The sequence below is a fragment of the Methylorubrum subtropicum genome (genome assembly GCF_038442325.1).
Classification (GTDB): domain Bacteria; phylum Pseudomonadota; class Alphaproteobacteria; order Rhizobiales; family Beijerinckiaceae; genus Methylobacterium; species Methylobacterium subtropicum.
Window position 1 is genome coordinate 298,443 of record NZ_JBBXMW010000004.1, and the last position, 17,688, is coordinate 316,130.

The 17,688-nt window shown below is 70.3% G+C and carries 19 protein-coding genes; 10 read left to right on the forward strand and 9 right to left on the reverse strand.

Going from position 1 to position 17,688, the window contains the following annotated elements; genetic code table 11:
• Positions 1 to 46: 46 nt before the first annotated feature.
• From AAHG03_RS08320 to argS, 4 genes are all read right to left on the reverse strand, one after another.
• Positions 47 to 301 carry a hypothetical protein gene (locus AAHG03_RS08320; protein ID WP_342150114.1) on the reverse strand — a complete coding sequence of 85 codons (255 nt, stop codon included), beginning with the start codon at positions 299 to 301 and terminating at the stop codon, positions 47 to 49.
• A gap of 115 nt (positions 302 to 416) precedes the next feature.
• Positions 417 to 1,421 carry a beta-N-acetylhexosaminidase gene (gene nagZ, locus AAHG03_RS08325; RefSeq protein ID WP_342150115.1) on the reverse strand — a complete coding sequence of 335 codons (1,005 nt, stop codon included), beginning with the start codon at positions 1,419 to 1,421 and terminating at the stop codon, positions 417 to 419.
• A 237-nt stretch (positions 1,422 to 1,658) separates the two neighbouring features.
• Positions 1,659 to 3,071 (reverse strand): SPOR domain-containing protein, encoded by a 1,413-nt coding sequence (locus AAHG03_RS08330; RefSeq protein ID WP_342150116.1) that lies wholly within the window; start codon positions 3,069 to 3,071, stop codon positions 1,659 to 1,661.
• A gap of 31 nt (positions 3,072 to 3,102) precedes the next feature.
• Entirely contained in the window at positions 3,103 to 4,863 is a 1,761-nt protein-coding gene (gene argS, locus AAHG03_RS08335; protein ID WP_342150118.1) for an arginine--tRNA ligase, read from the reverse strand.
• A 185-nt stretch (positions 4,864 to 5,048) separates the two neighbouring features.
• Here argS and AAHG03_RS08340 point away from each other — a divergent pair, with 185 nt between their 5' ends.
• The 3 genes from AAHG03_RS08340 to AAHG03_RS08350 all read left to right on the forward strand — a co-directional run bounded on the left by AAHG03_RS08340 (position 5,049) and on the right by AAHG03_RS08350 (position 6,593).
• Entirely contained in the window at positions 5,049 to 5,501 is a 453-nt protein-coding gene (locus tag AAHG03_RS08340; protein WP_342150119.1) for a hypothetical protein, read from the forward strand.
• Positions 5,501 to 5,767 (forward strand): ParE family toxin-like protein, encoded by a 267-nt coding sequence (locus AAHG03_RS08345; RefSeq protein ID WP_342150120.1) that lies wholly within the window; start codon positions 5,501 to 5,503, stop codon positions 5,765 to 5,767. The genes AAHG03_RS08340 and AAHG03_RS08345 overlap by 1 nt, the downstream gene beginning before the upstream one ends.
• A 301-nt stretch (positions 5,768 to 6,068) precedes the next feature.
• Entirely contained in the window at positions 6,069 to 6,593 is a 525-nt protein-coding gene (locus tag AAHG03_RS08350; protein ID WP_342150121.1) for a hypothetical protein, read from the forward strand.
• A gap of 3 nt (positions 6,594 to 6,596) precedes the next feature.
• On the opposite strand, the gene AAHG03_RS08355 is transcribed toward AAHG03_RS08350, so the two are convergent.
• A complete protein-coding gene (locus AAHG03_RS08355) occupies positions 6,597 to 7,889 on the reverse strand; it encodes a deoxyguanosinetriphosphate triphosphohydrolase (protein WP_342150122.1) in 1,293 nt (430 codons plus the stop codon).
• An 83-nt stretch (positions 7,890 to 7,972) separates the two neighbouring features.
• Here AAHG03_RS08355 and AAHG03_RS08360 point away from each other — a divergent pair, with 83 nt between their 5' ends.
• Together AAHG03_RS08360 and AAHG03_RS08365 are read left to right on the forward strand one after the other, a co-directional pair.
• Positions 7,973 to 8,299: a HesB/IscA family protein gene (locus AAHG03_RS08360; RefSeq protein WP_342150124.1), complete on the forward strand. Its 327-nt coding sequence runs from the start codon at positions 7,973 to 7,975 to the stop codon at positions 8,297 to 8,299.
• Positions 8,300 to 8,346: 47 nt separating this feature from the next.
• The gene (locus AAHG03_RS08365) at positions 8,347 to 8,991 is read left to right on the forward strand and encodes a glutathione S-transferase family protein (protein WP_342150126.1); all 645 of its coding nucleotides are present in this window, start codon (positions 8,347 to 8,349) and stop codon (positions 8,989 to 8,991) included.
• Positions 8,992 to 9,162: 171 nt separating this feature from the next.
• Here AAHG03_RS08365 and AAHG03_RS08370 read toward each other — a convergent pair whose 3' ends face one another.
• Complete coding sequence (locus AAHG03_RS08370; RefSeq protein ID WP_342150127.1) at positions 9,163 to 10,548, reverse strand: leucyl aminopeptidase family protein; 1,386 nt, start codon at positions 10,546 to 10,548, stop codon at positions 9,163 to 9,165.
• A gap of 98 nt (positions 10,549 to 10,646) precedes the next feature.
• On the opposite strand from AAHG03_RS08370, the gene AAHG03_RS08375 reads away from it, so the two are divergent.
• From AAHG03_RS08375 to AAHG03_RS08390, 4 genes are all read left to right on the forward strand, one after another.
• Positions 10,647 to 11,468, forward strand: a complete 822-nt coding sequence (locus AAHG03_RS08375; protein ID WP_342150128.1) for a tetratricopeptide repeat protein — start codon at positions 10,647 to 10,649, stop codon at positions 11,466 to 11,468.
• A 325-nt stretch (positions 11,469 to 11,793) separates the two neighbouring features.
• A complete protein-coding gene (gene rpmB / locus AAHG03_RS08380; RefSeq protein ID WP_342150130.1) occupies positions 11,794 to 12,099 on the forward strand; it encodes a 50S ribosomal protein L28 in 306 nt (101 codons plus the stop codon).
• A gap of 114 nt (positions 12,100 to 12,213) precedes the next feature.
• A complete protein-coding gene (locus AAHG03_RS08385; RefSeq protein WP_342150131.1) occupies positions 12,214 to 13,143 on the forward strand; it encodes an AEC family transporter in 930 nt (309 codons plus the stop codon).
• Between the two features lie 323 nt (positions 13,144 to 13,466).
• Positions 13,467 to 15,161, forward strand: coding sequence for a lysine--tRNA ligase (locus AAHG03_RS08390; protein ID WP_342150133.1), 1,695 nt, complete (start codon positions 13,467 to 13,469; stop codon positions 15,159 to 15,161).
• 13 nt (positions 15,162 to 15,174) lie between these two features.
• Here the strand turns inward: AAHG03_RS08390 and AAHG03_RS08395 are convergent, their stop codons facing one another.
• From AAHG03_RS08395 to AAHG03_RS08405, 3 genes are all read right to left on the reverse strand, one after another.
• Positions 15,175 to 15,597 carry a type II toxin-antitoxin system VapC family toxin gene (locus tag AAHG03_RS08395; protein ID WP_342150134.1) on the reverse strand — a complete coding sequence of 141 codons (423 nt, stop codon included), beginning with the start codon at positions 15,595 to 15,597 and terminating at the stop codon, positions 15,175 to 15,177.
• Positions 15,594 to 15,848, reverse strand: a complete 255-nt coding sequence (locus tag AAHG03_RS08400) for a type II toxin-antitoxin system Phd/YefM family antitoxin (protein ID WP_342150135.1) — start codon at positions 15,846 to 15,848, stop codon at positions 15,594 to 15,596. Before AAHG03_RS08400 ends, AAHG03_RS08395 begins: the two co-directional genes overlap by 4 nt.
• 68 nt (positions 15,849 to 15,916) lie before the next feature.
• Complete coding sequence (locus tag AAHG03_RS08405) at positions 15,917 to 16,336, reverse strand: ribosomal maturation YjgA family protein (RefSeq protein ID WP_412759729.1); 420 nt, start codon at positions 16,334 to 16,336, stop codon at positions 15,917 to 15,919.
• Between the two features lie 43 nt (positions 16,337 to 16,379).
• Here AAHG03_RS08405 and prfB point away from each other — a divergent pair.
• A protein-coding gene (prfB, locus tag AAHG03_RS08410; RefSeq protein WP_342150136.1) for a peptide chain release factor 2 occupies positions 16,380 to 17,508 on the forward strand; the annotation gives its coding sequence in 2 pieces (ribosomal slippage) (positions 16,380 to 16,448 and positions 16,450 to 17,508; 1,128 coding nt in all).
• Positions 17,509 to 17,688: the final 180 nt, after the last annotated feature.

The following is a 17,688-nucleotide window of genomic DNA, read 5'->3' on the forward strand; positions in this document are numbered from 1 at the left end:
GTGGGATGGGCCTGTCACGCCCTGGGCCAGCTACACCCAAAAAGAATCAGACCGACGCCGCCCACCGGCTCTGACGGCGCTCGACCATCGTGCAGACGAAGCGCGCGAGCGCCGAGAGGCTGCGGCGCGGGTCGCGGTCGATGCCCTGCCAGACCGCTTCGAGGGCGACGACGCGCTCGCTCGGCTTGCGGTAGGCGCGCTCCATCTCGTCCAGGGCGTGATCGAGCCGGGCGGCGAGAGTGCCGTCGGGCGCCGCCACGAGGCGATCGACTTGCTGAAGGCAGAGGCTCACGGGCGTCATGCGACTCTCGTAGGGCTTGCGGCGGCGAAGTCGAGCTTCGGCCGCCGGCTCTCCCACATACCGCAATGCACAATCCGCAGGGCTCACAAGCCCGAGAGGCGGGGGAAGCGGCGGTTCAGGCCACCGCCGACGCCGCCTCGAACCGGGCGCGGACCTCGGCGACGTCGAAGGGTTTTGGCTGGGTCAGGCGCGCGAGCGCCGCTTCAGCCCGGCGGGCGGCCTCGCCCGAGAGCCACGGCGTTCCCTCGACGACGCCCTGCATCTCGTCCATGCGGCCGTTGCAGTGGAGGACGACGTCGATCCCGGCCGCGCACGCCGCCTCGGCGCGCGCGCGGAACGGCCCCTGGAGGGCGTGCATCGACAGGTCGTCGGTCATCAGCAGGCCGTCGAAGCCGATCTCTTGCCGGACGATCTCGCGGATCACCGTCGGCGACAGGGTGGCGGGGCGCTCCGGGTCGATCGCCGTGAACACCACGTGCGCGCTCATGGCGAGCGGCAGGTCGGCCAGCGCCCGGAAGGGGCGGAAGTCGCTGTCGGCGAGCTGCGCCCGGTCGGCGGCGACCTCGGGCAGGGCGAGATGGCTGTCGCAGGTGGCCCGCCCATGGCCGGGCATGTGCTTGATCACCGGCAGCACGCCGCCGGCCATGAGGCCCTCGGCGACAGCCCTGCCCGTCGCGATCACGGTTTCGGGATCGGTGCCGAACGCCCGGTCGCCGACGATGTCGTCGGAGCCCGCCACCGGCACGTCGAGCATCGGCGCGCAATCGACGTTGATGCCGACCTCATGAAGATCGTGGGCCATCAGCCGGGCGCCGAGCCGGGCGAGGTCGAGCGGCAGAGCGCCGACACGGCGGCCGGAGGGGTATTTCGGCCAGTGCGGCGGGCCCATGCGCTGCACCCGCCCGCCCTCCTGATCGATCAGGATCGGGGCATCCGACCGGCCGACCGTGTCGCGCAGGGCGGCGGTGAGGGAGCGCACCTCGTCGGGCGTGCCGATGTTGCGCTTGAACAGGATGAAGCCCCAGGGCCGCACGTCGCGGAAGAAGATGGTCTCGTCCGGGGTGAGGGTCGTGCCGGAGCAGCCGAGGATGACGGCGCGGGCGTCGGGGGGCAGGGGCATGGGGCCGGCGTCCTGGGGCGAGCAAGAAAGAATGACGCCGTCGCGCTCGTGCGAAACCGGGTTCCGGGATCGCTGCGCCGCCCGAGGCGGGCGCCTCTCCTCCCCCTTGCGGGGAGGAGATGGAGGTGGGGGTGGTTCAGGATGAGGCGGTGCGGTGCCTTCTGCACCACCCCCACCCCTGCCCCTCCCCGCAAGGGGGAGGGGACGCGCTCGTCATACCGATCAGCGATCAGAAAATCAGTTCTTCGCCACGAAGCACTGGCCGCCCGCGCCCTGCAGCTCGGTGCAGAGGCTCGACGCCTCGTTCTTGGCCAGCGGCCCGACGCGGACGCGGTAGATCGTCTTGCCGTTGACCTCGGCCTGACGGATCAGCTCGGGCTTGCCGGAAAGCTGGCTGTACTTGGACTGCATCTGCCGGAACGCGGCGCGGGCCTCGCTCTCGCTGCCGCGCACGCCGAGCTGGACCGAGAAGCCGCCGACGCTGGCCTGCGACGCGGCGGGCGCGGCATCGACCACCGGCTCGGCCGGGGTGCTGGCGGTGGTCTCGACCGAGGCGACGCGCTGCGGTGCCTTGCGCGGGGCGGGCGCGGGGGCCGGCTCGGCCTGGGCCGGCGTGGCGGCGTCGGCGACCGGCATCGGCGCGGCGCTGGCGAGCGTGCGCGCGGGCCGGCGCGGGGTCGCGGCGGGGGTCGAGCCGCCCGCGGCCTCGGGCAGGGTCATGGTCGGGATCGGCGAGGTCGGCCCCGCGGTCTCGGAACCCACGGGCGAGACGGCCTGGGCGGCGGCCTGCGCCGGGGTCGGCGTGTCGGGCTTGACCGCGACGGTGCGGACCCGGCGCGGCTCGCCCAGCGAATCGGTGAGCAGGCCGCCCTGGCCCGGCGTCGCGCCGCCCTGGCCGGCGGGAGCGGGGGTGCCCTCGTTGCGCGCGGCCGCGGTGCGGGCCGCTTGGTTCACGTCGAGGGGCTGCTCCTCGCGGTTGACGATCTTGATCTGACCGTCCTTGGCGTTGCGGTCGTAGATCTGCTTGTTCTGGTCGGGAATCTCGACGCCGTCGGTCGCCGCCGGCTGGACCTTGAGCGGGGTCTTGTCGGCCAGCACCGTGATCGGGCCGGAGCTGCCGCCGTGCGAGCCCTTCCACGCCAGCGCGCCGCCGACGCAGACCGCCAGCAGCGCGAGGCCGCCGCCGACCTGAACCAGCCGGCCGCGGTGGCGCGGACGCTCGATCGGGCCGGCGCGGTAGCCCTCGCCGGCCTCGGCGAAGGCCGCCTGCTCCTCGCTCGGGGTGCCGGCGTAGAGGCCCTGCTCGACCGAGGCGAGGTATTGGTCGAAGGCGTCGGCGGGGTTGGCGGGCTGGCCGCCGGGGGGAGTCGTGGTCATGGCGGGGCGTCCCTGGGCGGTCGGGTCATCCTGCGCCGGGGCGGGCGCGTCGAGGAAGGTCGGCTCGACCCGGCCCGGCCGGGAATCGGGCGCGGGGGCGGCGGATTTCTCCCGCGCCTCCAGCAGCGCCCGGAACGGATCGTCCTGCCCGACGATGCGGGCGAGCTCGGCCAGCGGGTCCGCCTTGGGCGCCCCGCTCTCGCCCGTGCTGTGACGCAGCTCGCGCTCGAAGGCGTCGAAATCGACCGTCGCGCGCGAAGCGTGTCCCGTCATGGCCTCAAACCTCATCAAACGCCTGACGGCGTCACCGCATCTCGTCCGGCGCGGAGACACCCAGAACCGCAAGGCCCGACGCGAGCACGCCGCCGAGGGCCTCAACGAGGGCCAAGCGGGCCCGGGTGGACTTTCTGTCGGTTGGATTAACAATCCGTAATTGCGGCAAGTCTTTGCCCTTATTCCAGAAACTATGAAGCGAACTCGCGGTCTCATAGAGGTAGAACGCGATTCGGTGGGGTTCGTGGGCGGCCGCCGCCGATTCGAGCACCCGCGGATACTGAGCAATAAGCCGCATCATCTCGATCTCGCCCGGATCGGTCAGCGCCGAGAGGTCGGCATCCGCGAGCAGGCTGGCCCGCGAAAAATCGTCGTTCGGCATGGCCTCGCGGGCCTGCCGCAGCACCGAGAAGCGGCGGGCGTGCCCGTACTGCACATAGAAGACCGGGTTGTCCTTCGATTGCTCGACCACCTTGGCGAGGTCGAAATCGAGCGTCGCGTCGTTCTTGCGGTAGAGCATCATGAAGCGGATCGCGTCGCGCCCGACCTCGTCGATCACGTCGCGCAAAGTCACAAACTCGCCCGCGCGCTTCGACATCTTGACCGGCTGGCCTGCGCGCAAAAGCCGCACCAGCTGGCAGAGCTTCACGTCGAGCCGGGCTTCGCCGTCGCTCACCGCCTGCACCGCCGCCTGCATCCGCTTGACGTAGCCGCCGTGGTCGGCGCCGAGGATGTCGATGAGTTCGCAGGCGCCGCGCAGCCACTTGTCGCGGTGATAGGCGATGTCGGAGGCGAAGTAGGTGTAGGCGCCGTCCGACTTCAGCAGCGGCCGGTCCACGTCGTCGCCGAATTGGGTCGAGCGGAACAGCGTCTGCTCGCGGTCCTCCCAATCCTCGGGGAGCTGGCCCTTCGGCGGCGGCAGCCGGCCCTCGTAGACGAGGCCCTTCTCGCGCAGCGCCTGCAGCAGTTCGGCGACCTTGTTGCCGCCCTCGCCGCCCTGGAGCGTGGCCTCGGAGAAGAATACGTCGTGGCGGATGCCGATGGCCGCGAGGTCTTCGCGGATCGTGTCCATCATCGCGTCGATGGCGAAGCGGCGCACCAGAGGCAGCCATTCGGCCTCCGGCCGGTCGAGCAGCGCGCGTCCGTGCGCCTCTGCGAGCTTCTGGCCGACCGGCTTGAGGTAATCGCCCGGATAGAGGCCTTCGGGGATCGTCACCGTCTCGCCCAACGCCTCGCGGTAGCGCAGGTAGGCGGAGCGGGCGAGCACCTCGACCTGCGCGCCGGCATCGTTGATGTAGTATTCGCGCGTCACGTCGCGGCCCGCGGCGACCAGAAGGTTGGCCAGCGCATCGCCGAACACCGCGCCGCGCCCGTGGCCGACATGCATCGGCCCCGTGGGGTTGGCCGAGACGTACTCGATGTTGACCTTGCCGCCCGGCATCTTTCCGCGCCCGAAGCTGTTGCCCTCCGACAGCGCGGCGCGGATCACCTCGTGGAACACGGAGGGGTCGAGCCGCAGGTTGATGAAGCCGGGGCCGGCCACGCTCGCCTCGACGATGCGCGGATCTTTGCGCAGCTCGGCGGCCAGCGCCTCGCCCAGCGCCTTCGGGTTCTGTTTGGCCTCCTTGGCCAGCACCAGGGCGGCGTTGGTGGCGAGGTCGCCGTGGGAGGGATCGCGCGGCGGCTCGACCAGCACGCGCGACAGGTCGAGCCCGGCGGGCAGCGTGCCGGCGCGGGTCAGGGCCTCCAGGGCCTCCCGCACGCGGGTCTCGAAGAGAGCGAAGATGTTCATGGGGGTCAGACGCATTCCGCTGGCACGGCCGCGCGGCGAACGGGTCGGGCGGCCGAAAGGTCAGGGCCGGGCCATAGCAACGGGCGCGGGGGGTGTCACGGCGGGCGAGGGTGCGGCAGCCATCCGGTTTGTTCGCGGCATCCGAGCGGGTATGCTTCGAGCCTGCGATATCGAGGAGTGCCGGGATGGCTGCGACGGCGGCTGCGATCGCGATGGACGTGTTGGGGCACGGCTTGGCCGTGCCGGACGCCACGCGGCTGCGCGGAGAGCCCGGCCGACCGCCTGCTCAGGTGGACAAAGCCTTCGATCGCTGGCGCGAGACGCTGCCGGCCTCCATCGGACGCCTGCGTCAGGTTCTGTACGACGACGAGGATCGTCGGGCGGAATCGCTCGCCTTCCTCGACACCGTCATCACGGCGGTCAGCGCGAAGATCGACGCCGAGTCGGCCGGGACCGGCTCGACCGAGCCCGATGATGCTCCAACGGCGACCGAGCGCGCATGGCGCGACGAGCGGATCCGCTTCTATTACGAACTGCTGGCGTTGCGCGCCGAGTTCGACCCCGAGGCCCGCGGCGGCCCCGCCTTCGACACGGCCGAGGGGCTGGAGTCGTTCCTCGCGGGGATCGAATCGAACTGATGGCCGAGGTTCGGCTCACACCGAAATTCATCAAGGCGCTGCAGAAGCTCGGGCACAAGCAGATGGACCGCGCCAAGAAGTCCCTGCTGCAGTTCCAGGCCAACCCGCGCCATCCCTCACTGCATTTCGAGAAGCTCAGCGGCTCGCCCTACTGCACGATCCGCGTCGACATGAACCACCGGATCGTCGTGCGGGACGAGGGCGACGACCGCTACGAGATGGTCGACATCGGCAACCACGATTACGTGGATCGCTCTTACGGTTAAGCGGCCGGGGGCTCCCGCATCAATCCGGGCGGCACGCTCCGAAACCCCACCGGCAAAGCCACCGGCCGGCGTGTGTGCCGATCCATGGAGACATGCACGAAGTGGCTATGCGCGGCGGCCTCGTCCGAATTGGGGGCGAAGTCGCGCCAGCCGGTCTCGCGGGGAGCTTTGTCGGTCTCGCTCACGGCTCACGTGGAAATCGTCAGGGACGGGACGCGACATCAGTAGAATGCATCGTTGCACGGCCTGCATCCGAGGTCGCCTTGTGGAGTCCGAACCCTCTCAAGGAGATCGTGATTCCATGAAGTCCCTCGTTCTCGCGGGCGCGGCGCTGGCCGCCCTCGTCGCCATCCCGGCCTCGGCCCAGGCCGGCGGCTTCGGCCGTCACGGCGGCGGCTTCGGCGGGCACCATTTCGGCGGCCATCACGGTGGATTCGGCGGTCACCGCGGCTTCGGCGGCCATCGCGGTTACGGCTTCGCGGGTCACCGCGGCTACGGTCATCACGCCGGCTGGGGCAATCGCGGGGGCTACGGCTACCGCGGCGGATACGGCTATGCCGGGCGCGGCTACGGCCGGGGCGTCGGGCTCGGGCTGGCGGGGGCCGGCGTGGGCCTCGGTCTCGGGCTGGCCGCGGGCGCGCTCTCGGCCGGCAGCACCTACGGGACGGGCTACGGTTACGGATCGGGTTACGGCTACGGCGCGGGTTACGGCTACGCCCCGTCCTACGGCTACGGCTATGCCCCGGCCACCTACGGCACGGGTTACGGCTATGCCACCGGCTATGCCCCGGCCTACAACACCGGCTCGAACTGCGTCTGCTACTGAGCCTCACGGCTCCGTCAGCGGGAGCCCGCGGCTCCGCGGGCTCCAGTGGAGGTCGGGCGTCTCGGTAAAGAGGCGCCCGTGCTCCAGCACCGCGTAGGTGTCGGTCATGCCGGCGATGTAGTCGGCCACCCGCCGCGCCAGCCGGGCCTCGCTCGCCCCGGCAAGCCCTTCCGACCATTCCGGCGGCATCCGCGTCGGGGCGTCCCGGAACGCCGAGAACAGGTCGGCGACGATGGCATTGGCCTTGGCCCGCACCGCCATCACCCCCGGATGCCGGTACATCCGCGCGAACAGGAAGCGCTTGATCGAGGCGTCGGCCTCGGAAATCGTCGGCGAGAAGGCGATGACGGGGGCGTCCGCCCCGCGGATGTCGGCGACGCTCCCCGGCGCCAGCGCGGCGAGCCGGGCCTCGCCCTCGCGGATCACGTCCTCGACGAAGCGGGTGATGACGCGCCGCGCCAGCTCGTGGATCTTGCGCGAGGGTTCGAGGCCGGGATGGAGCCGGTCGATCTCGTCGAGAAGCTCCTTCAGGAACGGCACCGTGGCGAGGTCGGCGAGATCGAACAGCCCGGCCCGCAACCCGTCGTCGAGGTCGTGCGCGTCGTAGGCGATGTCGTCGGCGAGCGCCGCGGCCTGCGCCTCGGGCCCGGCGAAGCGCGACAATTCGAGATCGTTGAGCGCGTTGTACTCCATCACCGCCGCCGGGATGCCGGTGGCGGCGTAGCGCCGGACCGGGACGCCCGAGGCGTCGAGCAGCGGCCCGTTGTGCTTGACCAGCCCCTCCAGCGTCTCCCAGGTCAGGTTCAACCCGTCGAACCCGGCATAGCGCCGCTCCAGCCGGGTGACGATGCGCAGGGCTTGGGCGTTGTGGTCGAAGCCGCCATGGGCCGCCATGCAGGCATCGAGCGCGTCCTCGCCGGTATGGCCGAAGCAGGTGTGGCCGAGGTCGTGGCTGAGCGCCAGCGCTTCCGCCAGATCCTCGTCGAGGCCGAGCGCGCGGGCGAGCGCCCGGGCGATCTGGCTGACTTCGAGGGTGTGGGTCAGCCGGGTGCGGTAATGGTCGCCCTCGTGATGCACGAAGACCTGGGTCTTGTGCTTGAGCCTCCGGAACGCGGTCGAATGGACGATCCGGTCGCGGTCGCGCTGGAAGTCGCTGCGGGTCGGCGAGCCGGCCTCCGGGATCAGCCGGCCGCGGGTCGCGCCCGGATCGGTCGCGTAGGGCGCCCGCCACCGCTCGCCGTTCTGCCGCACGTCGCTCGCCTTCCCCGCGTTCGGCCGCATTGCGGCCCCGACCATCGCCCCATATCTTGCGTGAAGCGCGCCGGCGGCAATCGCGGGCGCGCCGTGACACACAGGTTCGAGACGGGACCGCCGCCGCGATGGCCGACATCAATCTGACCGCCCGCGCCGCCAAGCGCATCAACGAGATCATGGGCTCGGAGCCGCCGGGCTCGTCGCTGCGCATCAGCGTGAACGGCGGCGGCTGCTCCGGGTTCTCCTACGCCTTCGACATCACCAGCGCCCGCGAGGGCGACGACGTGGTGATCGAGCGCGACGGCGCCACCGTGCTGGTCGATCCGGTCTCGCTCGAATACATGGGCGGCTCGACCATCGATTTCGTCAACGACCTGATCGGCCAGTCCTTCAAGATCGAGAACCCGCAGGCCACCGCGTCCTGCGGCTGCGGCACGTCGTTCGCGATCTGAGACGGGCCCGCGGGGCCGGCATTTCGCCATCGAGAAAAAAGGCCGCGATGACCGCCCGCACCCTCTACTACGCCCCCGGCGCCTGCTCGCTCGCGGTCCATATCGCGCTCGAAGAGATCGGCGCGCCCTACGAGACGGTGCGGCTCGATCTCGCCAAGGGCGACCAGCGGGCGCCGGAATTCCTGTCCGTCAACGAGCGCGGCCGGGTGCCGGCGCTCTACGAGGACGGTTGGGTGCTGACCGAAGTCTCCGCCATCCTGCGCCACCTTGCCCGCGCCCATCCCGAGGCCGGGCTGATGCCGGAGGCGCCGCGCCACGCGGCACTCGCCGACGAGTGGCTCGGCTGGCTCGCGACCGCCCACCAGGTCGCCTACGCAGGGGTCCGCCGGCCCGAGCGCTACGCCGCCGACGAGTCCGCGTTCGACGCGATCCGCGCCAAGGGGGCGGACACGTTCGGCGATCTCTGCACGATGACGGAGGTGCGCCTTTCGAACGGCGGCTGGGCCGTCGAGGGGCACTACTCTATCGTCGATCCCTACCTGCTGGTGTTCTGGCTGTGGGCCCGCGGCCCGACGATCGGCTTCGCCATGGACGGGATGTTCCCGGCTTGGACCGCGCACGCCCGCGCCATGGCGGCTCGCCCCGCGGTGCGCGCCGTGCTGGAGCGCGAGGGGCTGACGCCGCCGGCGTGAGGCTGCTCAACCCACCTTATCCACCCAACCCCCTTATCCTGAGGTGCGTAGCCGAAGGCGAAGCCTCGAAGGAGGGCTTCAGGGATCGCTGAGCGAGATGGAGCCCTCCTTCGAGGACCGCTACGCGGGCACCTCAGGATGAGGGCAGTGGGTTGAATAAGCCGAAGCGAATCAAGCTTTCGCGTAGCGCTTCGCCACCAGCGCATGGACCAACCGCGCCGTCTGCACCTCGCCACCCTCCGGCCGGCCCGGCTTCGTGGACGGGTTCCAGCCGTAGAGGTCGAAGTGGAGATGCGCCCGCGTCTTCGGGGCGAAGCGGCGCAGGAACAGGGCGGCGGTGATCGCGCCCGCGAACGGGCCGCCGGAGACGTTGTTGAGGTCGGCCACCTTCGAGTCGAGCCCGCTGGCGTAGGGCGCGTGCAGCGGCAGGCGCCAGACCGGATCGTTCACCGCCGCCCCCGCCTCGGCGACGGAAGCCGCCAGCCCCTCGTCCTCGGTGAAGAAGGCCGGCAGGTCGGGGCCGAGCGCCACGCGGGCGGCGCCGGTCAGGGTCGCAAAATCGATCAGCAGTTCCGGCGCGTCCGCCTCGGCGAGGGTCAGCGCGTCGGCGAGGATCAGCCGGCCCTCCGCATCAGTGTTGCCGATCTCGACGGTGAGGCCGGCGCGCGAGCGGATCACGTCGCCGGGGCGGAAGGCCTCGCCGGAGATCGCGTTCTCGACGCTCGGCACGATCAGCCGCAGCCGCACGGGCAGGTCGTCGCCCATGATCATTTCGGCGGCGGCCAGCGCTGCGGCGGCCCCGCCCATGTCCTTCTTCATCAGCAGCATGCCGGCGGACGGCTTGATGTCGAGGCCGCCGGTGTCGAACACCACGCCCTTGCCGACAAGGGTAACGCGGGGGCCGTCCGCCGGCCCCCAGGTCAGGTCGATGAGGCGGGGCGCCCGCGGCGAGGCGGCGCCGACCGCGTGGACCAGCGGGAATTCCCGTTGAAGTTCCTCGCCCGCGATGACCGCGACGGTGGCGCCGAAGCAATCGGCCACGCCGCGGACCGCCGCCTCGATCTCGGCGGGGCCGAGATCGTTCGAGGGCGTGTTGACGAGGTCGCGCCCGTGCGCGACGGCCGCCGCGATCCGCGTGAGCCGGGTCCGGTCGACGCCGTCCGGCGCCACGAGCCGGGGCCGCTCCGCGCCGGGCTTGCGGTAGCGCTCGAACCGGTAGCCGCCGAGCAGCCACGCCAAAGCCGCCTCGGCCGGGTCGATGCCCTCCGTCGGCTCCAAGCGGTAATCGCCCGCCGGAAGTGCGCCGGGGAGCTTGCCAGGCAGGAAGCGGTCGAACGTCGTCGCCGCCGGATCGCCGAGGCCGAACAGCACGCGGGCGAGCGCCCCGTCCTCGGCGGGCAGGAGCGCGAGGCGCCCGGCCTTCGGCGCGAAGCCGCTCGCCCCGGCAAAACCGCGCTGAAGCGGCGTCAACTCCGCCTCCAGGGCCGCCCATCCGGCCTCGGTAACGAGGTGCACGGGGATCGCGTCGGTGCCGGGGGCGAGGAGCGCTGAGGTCATACGGGGCGGGGGCTTAACCGGTGATTAGGGTTAATTCTCTATCACCCCGAGGTCGGCACCGCGCAAGCGACGGCCGTAGCGTGGAGTGGAGACCAGCGATGACTTGGACCGTCGTTGCAACGGCAGGCGCGACCCGGACCGTGCGCGCCCGGCGCCTGATCGCCGCCGCGCTCGTCGGCCTCGCGGCCTCGGCCTGCCAGTCGCGCTCGCCCGAGACCACCGGCTCCATCGGCGCCTCGCTGTTCGGCCCGTCCCGGCCGCAACAGGCGACGCGGGCCGATGTCGAGGCGCTGGCCTCCCGCTACAATTCCGATCCCAACGATGTGCGCGCCGCCATGCGCTACGCCGACGCCCTACGGGCCACCGACCAGCGCTCGCAGGCGGCGGCCGTGCTGCAGCAGGCGGCGCTCAGGAACCCCAAGGACAAGGCGGTGCTCGCCGCCTACGGCAAGACGCTGGCCGAGGCCGGGCGCTATCAGGAGGCCAACGAGGTTCTCCAGAACGCGCACAGCCCGGCCCAGCCCGATTGGCGCGTGCTCTCGGCGCAAGGCATGGTGGCCGACCAGACCGGCGACCACGCCCGCGCCCAGGGGCTCTACGAGGCGGCGCTGAAGATCGCGCCCGAGGAGCCGCGCATCCTGTCGAATCTCGGCCTGTCCTACGCCCTGTCGCGCCGCCTCGACGTCGCCGAGGAGACGCTCCGCCGCGCCGCCGCCCAGCCGCGGGCCGACGCGCGGGTGCGCCAGAACCTTGCCCTCGTGCTCGGCCTGAATGGCCGCTACGACGAGGCCGAGACCGTGCTGCGCCAGGATCTCGGGCCCGCGGAGGCCGCGGCCAACGTGCAGTCGCTGCGGGCGATGTCGGGCCGCCCGGCGGGCGTGAAGCCGGCCAAGACGGCCGGACTCGCGCAGCCTCGCTGAGATTAAAGGCAGTTTCCGTATGACCGGGCGCGAAGAGCGCCCCGCGCAGCGGGCCTCGGCGCAAGCCGAGGCCGTCTAGCGGAGCGAGAAGCCTAAGGCCGCGGACGCGGCCGCCGGCGCCTGAGGCCAAACTTAAAGATAGAGAGGGCGATTGCCCTCTCCACCTTGACGAATCCGGCGGGCCTCCCCTATAGGCTCGCCACTCCCATAGGACTCCGCCGCAATCGATTGACGCGTGGGTTCGACGCCCGCGGCGCGAGAGCCGTGCGGCTTTGCCGGATACCAGAGCGCCGAGACCCGGCCAAACGTTGACAGGACTGTAACGATGTCGCGTCGCTGCGAACTCACGGGCAAGGCCGTCCAGGTCGGCCACCTCGTGAGCCACTCGAACCGGAAGACCAAGTGCCGGTTCCTGCCGAACCTCTGCAATGTCACGCTGCAGTCGGACGCCCTCAACCGCCGCGTCCGCCTTCGCGTGACCGCCCACGCGCTGCGCTCGGTCGAGCACCGCGGCGGCCTCGACGCCTTCCTCGTGAAGGCCCGCGAGATCGAGCTGTCGCAGACCGCCCGTCTGCTCAAGCGCGACATCGAGAAGAAGCTCGCCGAGACCGCGACGGCCGCCGCCGCGTAAGGCCGTTCGGGCTCACACGAGCCCGCGCTTCCATCCGTGTTCTGAAGGCCACCGCGGGCGCACGGCGCCTCCGGTGGCCTTCGTCGTTTCGACGATTCGGGGTCCTGGCGGCCGATGACGGCGCTCACCCTCATCCTCCCCATCTTCGGGCTCGTCGTCGTCGGCTGGCTGGCCTCGCTGTCCGGAATCATCTCCGAGCGCGTCGGCGACGGCCTATCCGAATACGTGTTCGCGCTCGCCGTGCCGGCCCTGATCATCGCGACGCTGACCCGGCCGGGGCTCTCGGGTGAGATCGCCTGGGGGTTCTGGGCCAGTTACTTCGGCGGCGCGGCCATCGCCTGGGCCGCGGGCTCGCTGATCGGCCGGCAATACGAGGGCGTCGAGCGCAAGGGGGCGATCCTGCACGGCTTCGCCGCCAGCCAGTCGAACACCGTGTTCGTCGGCGTGCCGATGATCTTCCAGGCCTACGGCGAGGCCGGGGCGTTCCCGCTGTTCATGCTGCTCGCCGTCCACCTGCCCCTGATGATGGGCGCGGCGACCTTCCTGATCGAATCGGAGGGCGGGCGCCCGCTCGGCCAGCGGCTCAAGGCGCTCGGCCTCGTGCTCGCCAAGAACCCGATCTTTCTGGCTCTCATCGTCGGCGGCGGCATGAAGGCGTCCGGGCTGACGCTCGCCGGCATCCCCAAGACGCTGGTCGACGGGCTGGCCGGCACCGCCTCGACCTGCGCGCTGATCGCCCTCGGGGCCGGGCTGACCCGCTACCGCGTGCTGCACGATCTGCCCGGCGCCACCGTCGTGGCCGCGCTAAAGCTCGGGCTGCATCCGCTCGCGGTCTACCTCATGGCGTTCCACGTCTTCACCATGCCGCCGGCCTATGCCGGCGTCGCGACCCTGTTCGCGGCGATGCCGGTGGGCATCAACGCCTACCTGCTCGCCGCCCGCTACCGCACCGAACAGGGCCTCGTGGCCGCCGCCGTGCTGGTCTCGACGCTGGCCGCCGCTGGGACGACGGTGGGGTGGTTGATGGTGTTGGGGCGGGGGTGAGAGCGCGCCGTTCTCTTCAGCACCACACCGTCATTCCGGGGCCGCGCAGCAGAACCCGGACCCGAAGGGGCGCGCCGTAGGCGTGCAATCCACGACTGGCCGCGACGGTCCTTTTTCGACCGCGCTTCCCGCATCACGGGTGGTTTCCGGGTTCCGCTCCGCGGCCCCGGAATGACGGGCGTGGAGGAAGAAAGAAACGTCGGTCCGGTGCGGTCGGGCTCTCGCGTTGACCCGCGGGGCGCCCCTCCATAGGGTGCCGCCCTTCGCGCCCCGGCCCGCGTCCGGCGCCCGCTCCCGATCCGAAAAGCCGCTTCCCAGAAGAAATGTCCGCCCCCCAGCTCGATCCCGACATCCTGGAGGCCGCCGCCTCCGCCGCCGCCTGGCCGTTCGAGGAGGCGCGCAAGCTCGTGGCGCGGCTGGAGCGCAAGCCGAAGGCGGAAGTGTTGTTCGAGACCGGCTACGGCCCCTCGGGCCTGCCGCATATCGGCACCTTCGGCGAGGTCGCCCGCACCTCCATGGTGCGCCACGCCTTCCGCGTGCTGACCCGAGACGCGGTGCCGACCCGGCTGATCGCCTTCTCGGACGACATGGACGGCCTGCGGAAAGTCCCGGACAACGTGCCGAACCGCGAACTGCTGGCGGGCGCCCTCAACCTGCCGCTGACGAAGGTGCCGGACCCGTTCGGCACCCATGACAGCTTCGGCGCCCACAACAACGCGGAGCTGCGCCGCTTCCTCGACGCCTTCGGCTTCGAGTACGAGTTCCGCTCGGCCACCGATTGCTACCGCTCGGGCGTGTTCGACGACGCGCTGCGCCTCGTGCTGGAACGCTACGAGGCCGTGATGGCGATCATGCTGCCCTCGCTGCGGGCCGAGCGCTCGGCCTCCTACTCGCCGTTCCTGCCGATCCACCCCGTCACCGGCCACGTGATGCAGGTGGCGATCGACGAGGTGCGGCCGGCCTCCGGCACCATCGTCTGGCGCGATCCGGGCACGGGCGAGGCCTACGAGACCCCGGTGACGGGCGGCGGCGCCAAGCTGCAATGGAAGCCCGACTGGGCGATGCGCTGGGTCGCGCTCGGCGTCGATTACGAGATGGCCGGCAAGGACCTGATCGATTCGGTCAAGCTCTCGGGCCAGATCGCCCGGGCGCTGGGCGCCGAGCCGCCGGAGGGCTTCAATTACGAGCTCTTCCTCGACGAGAAGGGCCAGAAGATCTCGAAGTCGAAGGGCAACGGCCTGACGATCGACGAGTGGCTGACCTACGCCACGCCGGAATCGCTCGCTTTGTTCATGTACAACAAGCCGCGCGAGGCCAAGCGCCTGTTCTTCGACGTGATCCCGCGCCACGTCGACGAGTACGACAACTTTTTGGGCCGCTTCCCCGGCCAGGAGGCCAAGCACAAGCTCGGCAATCCCGTATGGCACCTGCACGGGGGCAACCCGCCGGCCCCCGAGGCCATCGACGAGGCCGGCACCACTTTGTCCTTCGGCATGCTGCTGAACCTCGTGGCGGTGGCCAACGCCGAGGACGAGACGGTTTTGTGGGGCTTCATCCGCCGCTACGCCCCGAATGTCGGCCCGCAGACGCATCCGCGGCTCGCCGCCCTCGTGACCCGCGCGCTCGCCTATTACCGCGACTTCGTGCGCCCGCAGAAGCAGTACCGCGCCCCGACCGAGGAGGAGGCCGCGGCTTTGCGCAACCTGTCGCAGACGCTCGCCGAGCACGAGGGCTCGACCGATCCGGAGGCCCTGCAGGCGGCGGTCTACGAGGTGGGCCGGCGCCACTTCCCCGATCTCTCGGGCAAGGCCAAGAGCCCGGACGGGCGCCCCGGCGTGTCGAAGACGTGGTTCGCCTCGATCTACAATGTGCTGTTCGGCGAGGCGCAGGGGCCGCGCTTCGGCTCGTTCATCGCACTGTACGGGGTGGCCGGCACGCGGGCGCTGATCGAGAAGGCGCTGAGCGGGGGGTTGGTGGCCGAGCACGCAGCGTTTCTGGAGAGGCGGAAGGCGGCGTAGGCTGCCGCTGGCGTCATGGCTCCCAAGGATTGAGGAGTCTGACGCCGGTCGCCCTGAAGTCGGCGACGTTGCGGGTGACCACCGTCATGCCGTGGACGAGAGCGGTCGCGGCAATCAGCGCATCCGGCTCGTTCCGTTTGTCGGGCACATGAAGTCGGGCGCAGCGCCGAGCTACGACCTCGTCGATGGCGAGGATGCGGCCGCAGAATTCCGGCAAAACCTGCTGCTCCAGCCAGAGGCGAAGGCGAGCCCCCTGCGCGGTGTCTCTCCTTTCGAGCAAGGACACGCCGACTTCGAGTTCCATCACCGTGATCACGGAAAGGAAGAGGTCCGTCGCATCAAGTCGCGCCGCCCAAGCCGCCACGTTCGGATCGGCAGTGCCGAGCTGGACCTTGCGCAATTCGGACACGACGTTCGTGTCGAGAAGATACCTCACGAAAAATCGACCGGTCGCAGTTTGAACGTCATGCGCAGCGGATCGAAATCGTCGTCCCGCGCATCCGGCATCGCCAGCGCGTCGGCGATGTTGCGCTTTTGACCGGTGAGGCGCCGGTACTCCTCGAAGCTCAGGAGCACGTGGGAAGGGCGACCGCGATCCGTGATGACGACCGGGCCGTCTGCCGCGGCTTTCTTGGCCCGCGTCACGTCCTGATTCAGTTCGCGGCTGGTGAGGGTGGTGATCGGCATCGCGACGACACTCCGTCAGGTCGGAATGTAGTGACGTTACTACATAGCTGTTGAATCGCAAGAGAATGTCAGGTTCGCCGGCTCGCCGCGTCACACCCCGCCGCAACAGTGATCCCAACGGCATACGCCACCAGATTCCACGGCGAGAACACTCGCCCCAGCAGCAGCTGCCCCGCCAGCGTCAGCCGGAAGGCATCGAGCCAGGGGGTGTGGACGAGCCGAAAAAACTCGACCGCCGCCGCGATGACGAGGGCGACGAGCGCGAGGCGCCGGACCGCCGCGTCCGGCCGCAGGCAGGCGACGAGCCCGTAGACCATCGCGCCCCACAGCGTGGAACCCGCATACTTCACCACGCCCGCCGGCAAGCCCAGCGGCACGAAGCGCACGGCCAGCCCCGCCGCGATCACGGCGGCGACCGCGAGGATCAGGGCAGAGCGGCGGGTTCCGGCATCGACCATGGCGGGCGCTTGCGTTAAAGGGTCGGGCACGCCCGGTATCACCCGCGGCCCTCACACACGAGTTCCACACCAGATGCGCGCCGAGATCGAGCAGGCCTCGGATGCCGCCAAGCAGTCTATAGGGCTGCTGAGGAGGCATCTTTGACTGGGATACCGTTGATAAACGCCTCGCGGAGCTGAATGCCGCGTCCGAGAACCCCGACCTCTGGAACGACGCCGAGGCCGCGCAAAAGGTCATGCGCGAGCGCCAGCAGCTCGACGAGGCCGTCACCGCCATCCGCAAGCTCGAGCAGGATCTCGAGGACGCCGCGACGTTGATCGAACTCGGCGAGATGGAGGGCGATCAGGCCTCCATTTCCGAGGGCGAGGCGGGCATCCGCGCCGTCGAGAAGGAGGCCGCGAGCCGTCAGGTCGAGACCCTGCTCTCGGGCGAGGCCGACGGCTTCGACACCTATCTCGAAGTCCATGCGGGCGCGGGCGGCACCGAGAGCCAGGACTGGGCCAACATGCTCCACCGCATGTATTATCGGTGGGCCGAGCGGCGGAAGTTCAAGGTCGAGATCGTCGAGATGACCGACGGCGAAGAGGCCGGGATCAAGGGCGCCACGCTCCTGATCAAGGGCCACAACGCCTATGGCTGGCTCAAGACCGAGTCCGGCGTGCACCGTCTGGTGCGCATCTCGCCCTACGATTCCAACGCGCGGCGCCACACCAGCTTCGCGAGCGTGTGGGTCTATCCGGTGGTCGACGACCGGATCGAGATCGAGATCAAGGAATCGGACTGCCGCATCGACACCTACCGCTCGTCGGGCGCGGGCGGCCAGCACGTCAACACGACCGATTCGGCGGTGCGCATCACGCACAATCCGACCGGCATCGTCGTGGCGTGCCAGCAGGAACGCTCGCAGCACAAGAACCGGGCCACCGCCTGGAACATGCTGCGCGCCCGCCTCTACGAGGCCGAGCTGAAGAAGCGCGAGGAGAAGGCCAACGCCGAGGCCGCCTCCAAGACCGATATCGGCTGGGGCCACCAGATCCGATCCTACGTGCTGCAGCCGTACCAACTCGTGAAGGACCTTCGGACGGGCACGCAGTCCACCGACCCGGACGAGGTGCTCGACGGCGACCTCGACCCGTTCATGGAAGCCTCCCTGGCGCAACGCGTCTACGGCGGCGGCGCCGAGGTCTCGGACATCGATTAATTGTCACTTGCCGGCCGGCGCCATACGCGCCGGCCGGACTGCCCGGTCCGGCGTTTTGCCGTCGACCGAAACAGCCCGGTTTGTTATACAACTTGAAGACGATTCGGGCCCCTCGGCCGGTCTGCTCGACGGCCCCGTTTCGGGACCCGCCTGCTATGTTTTGACGATATTTATAAGGAG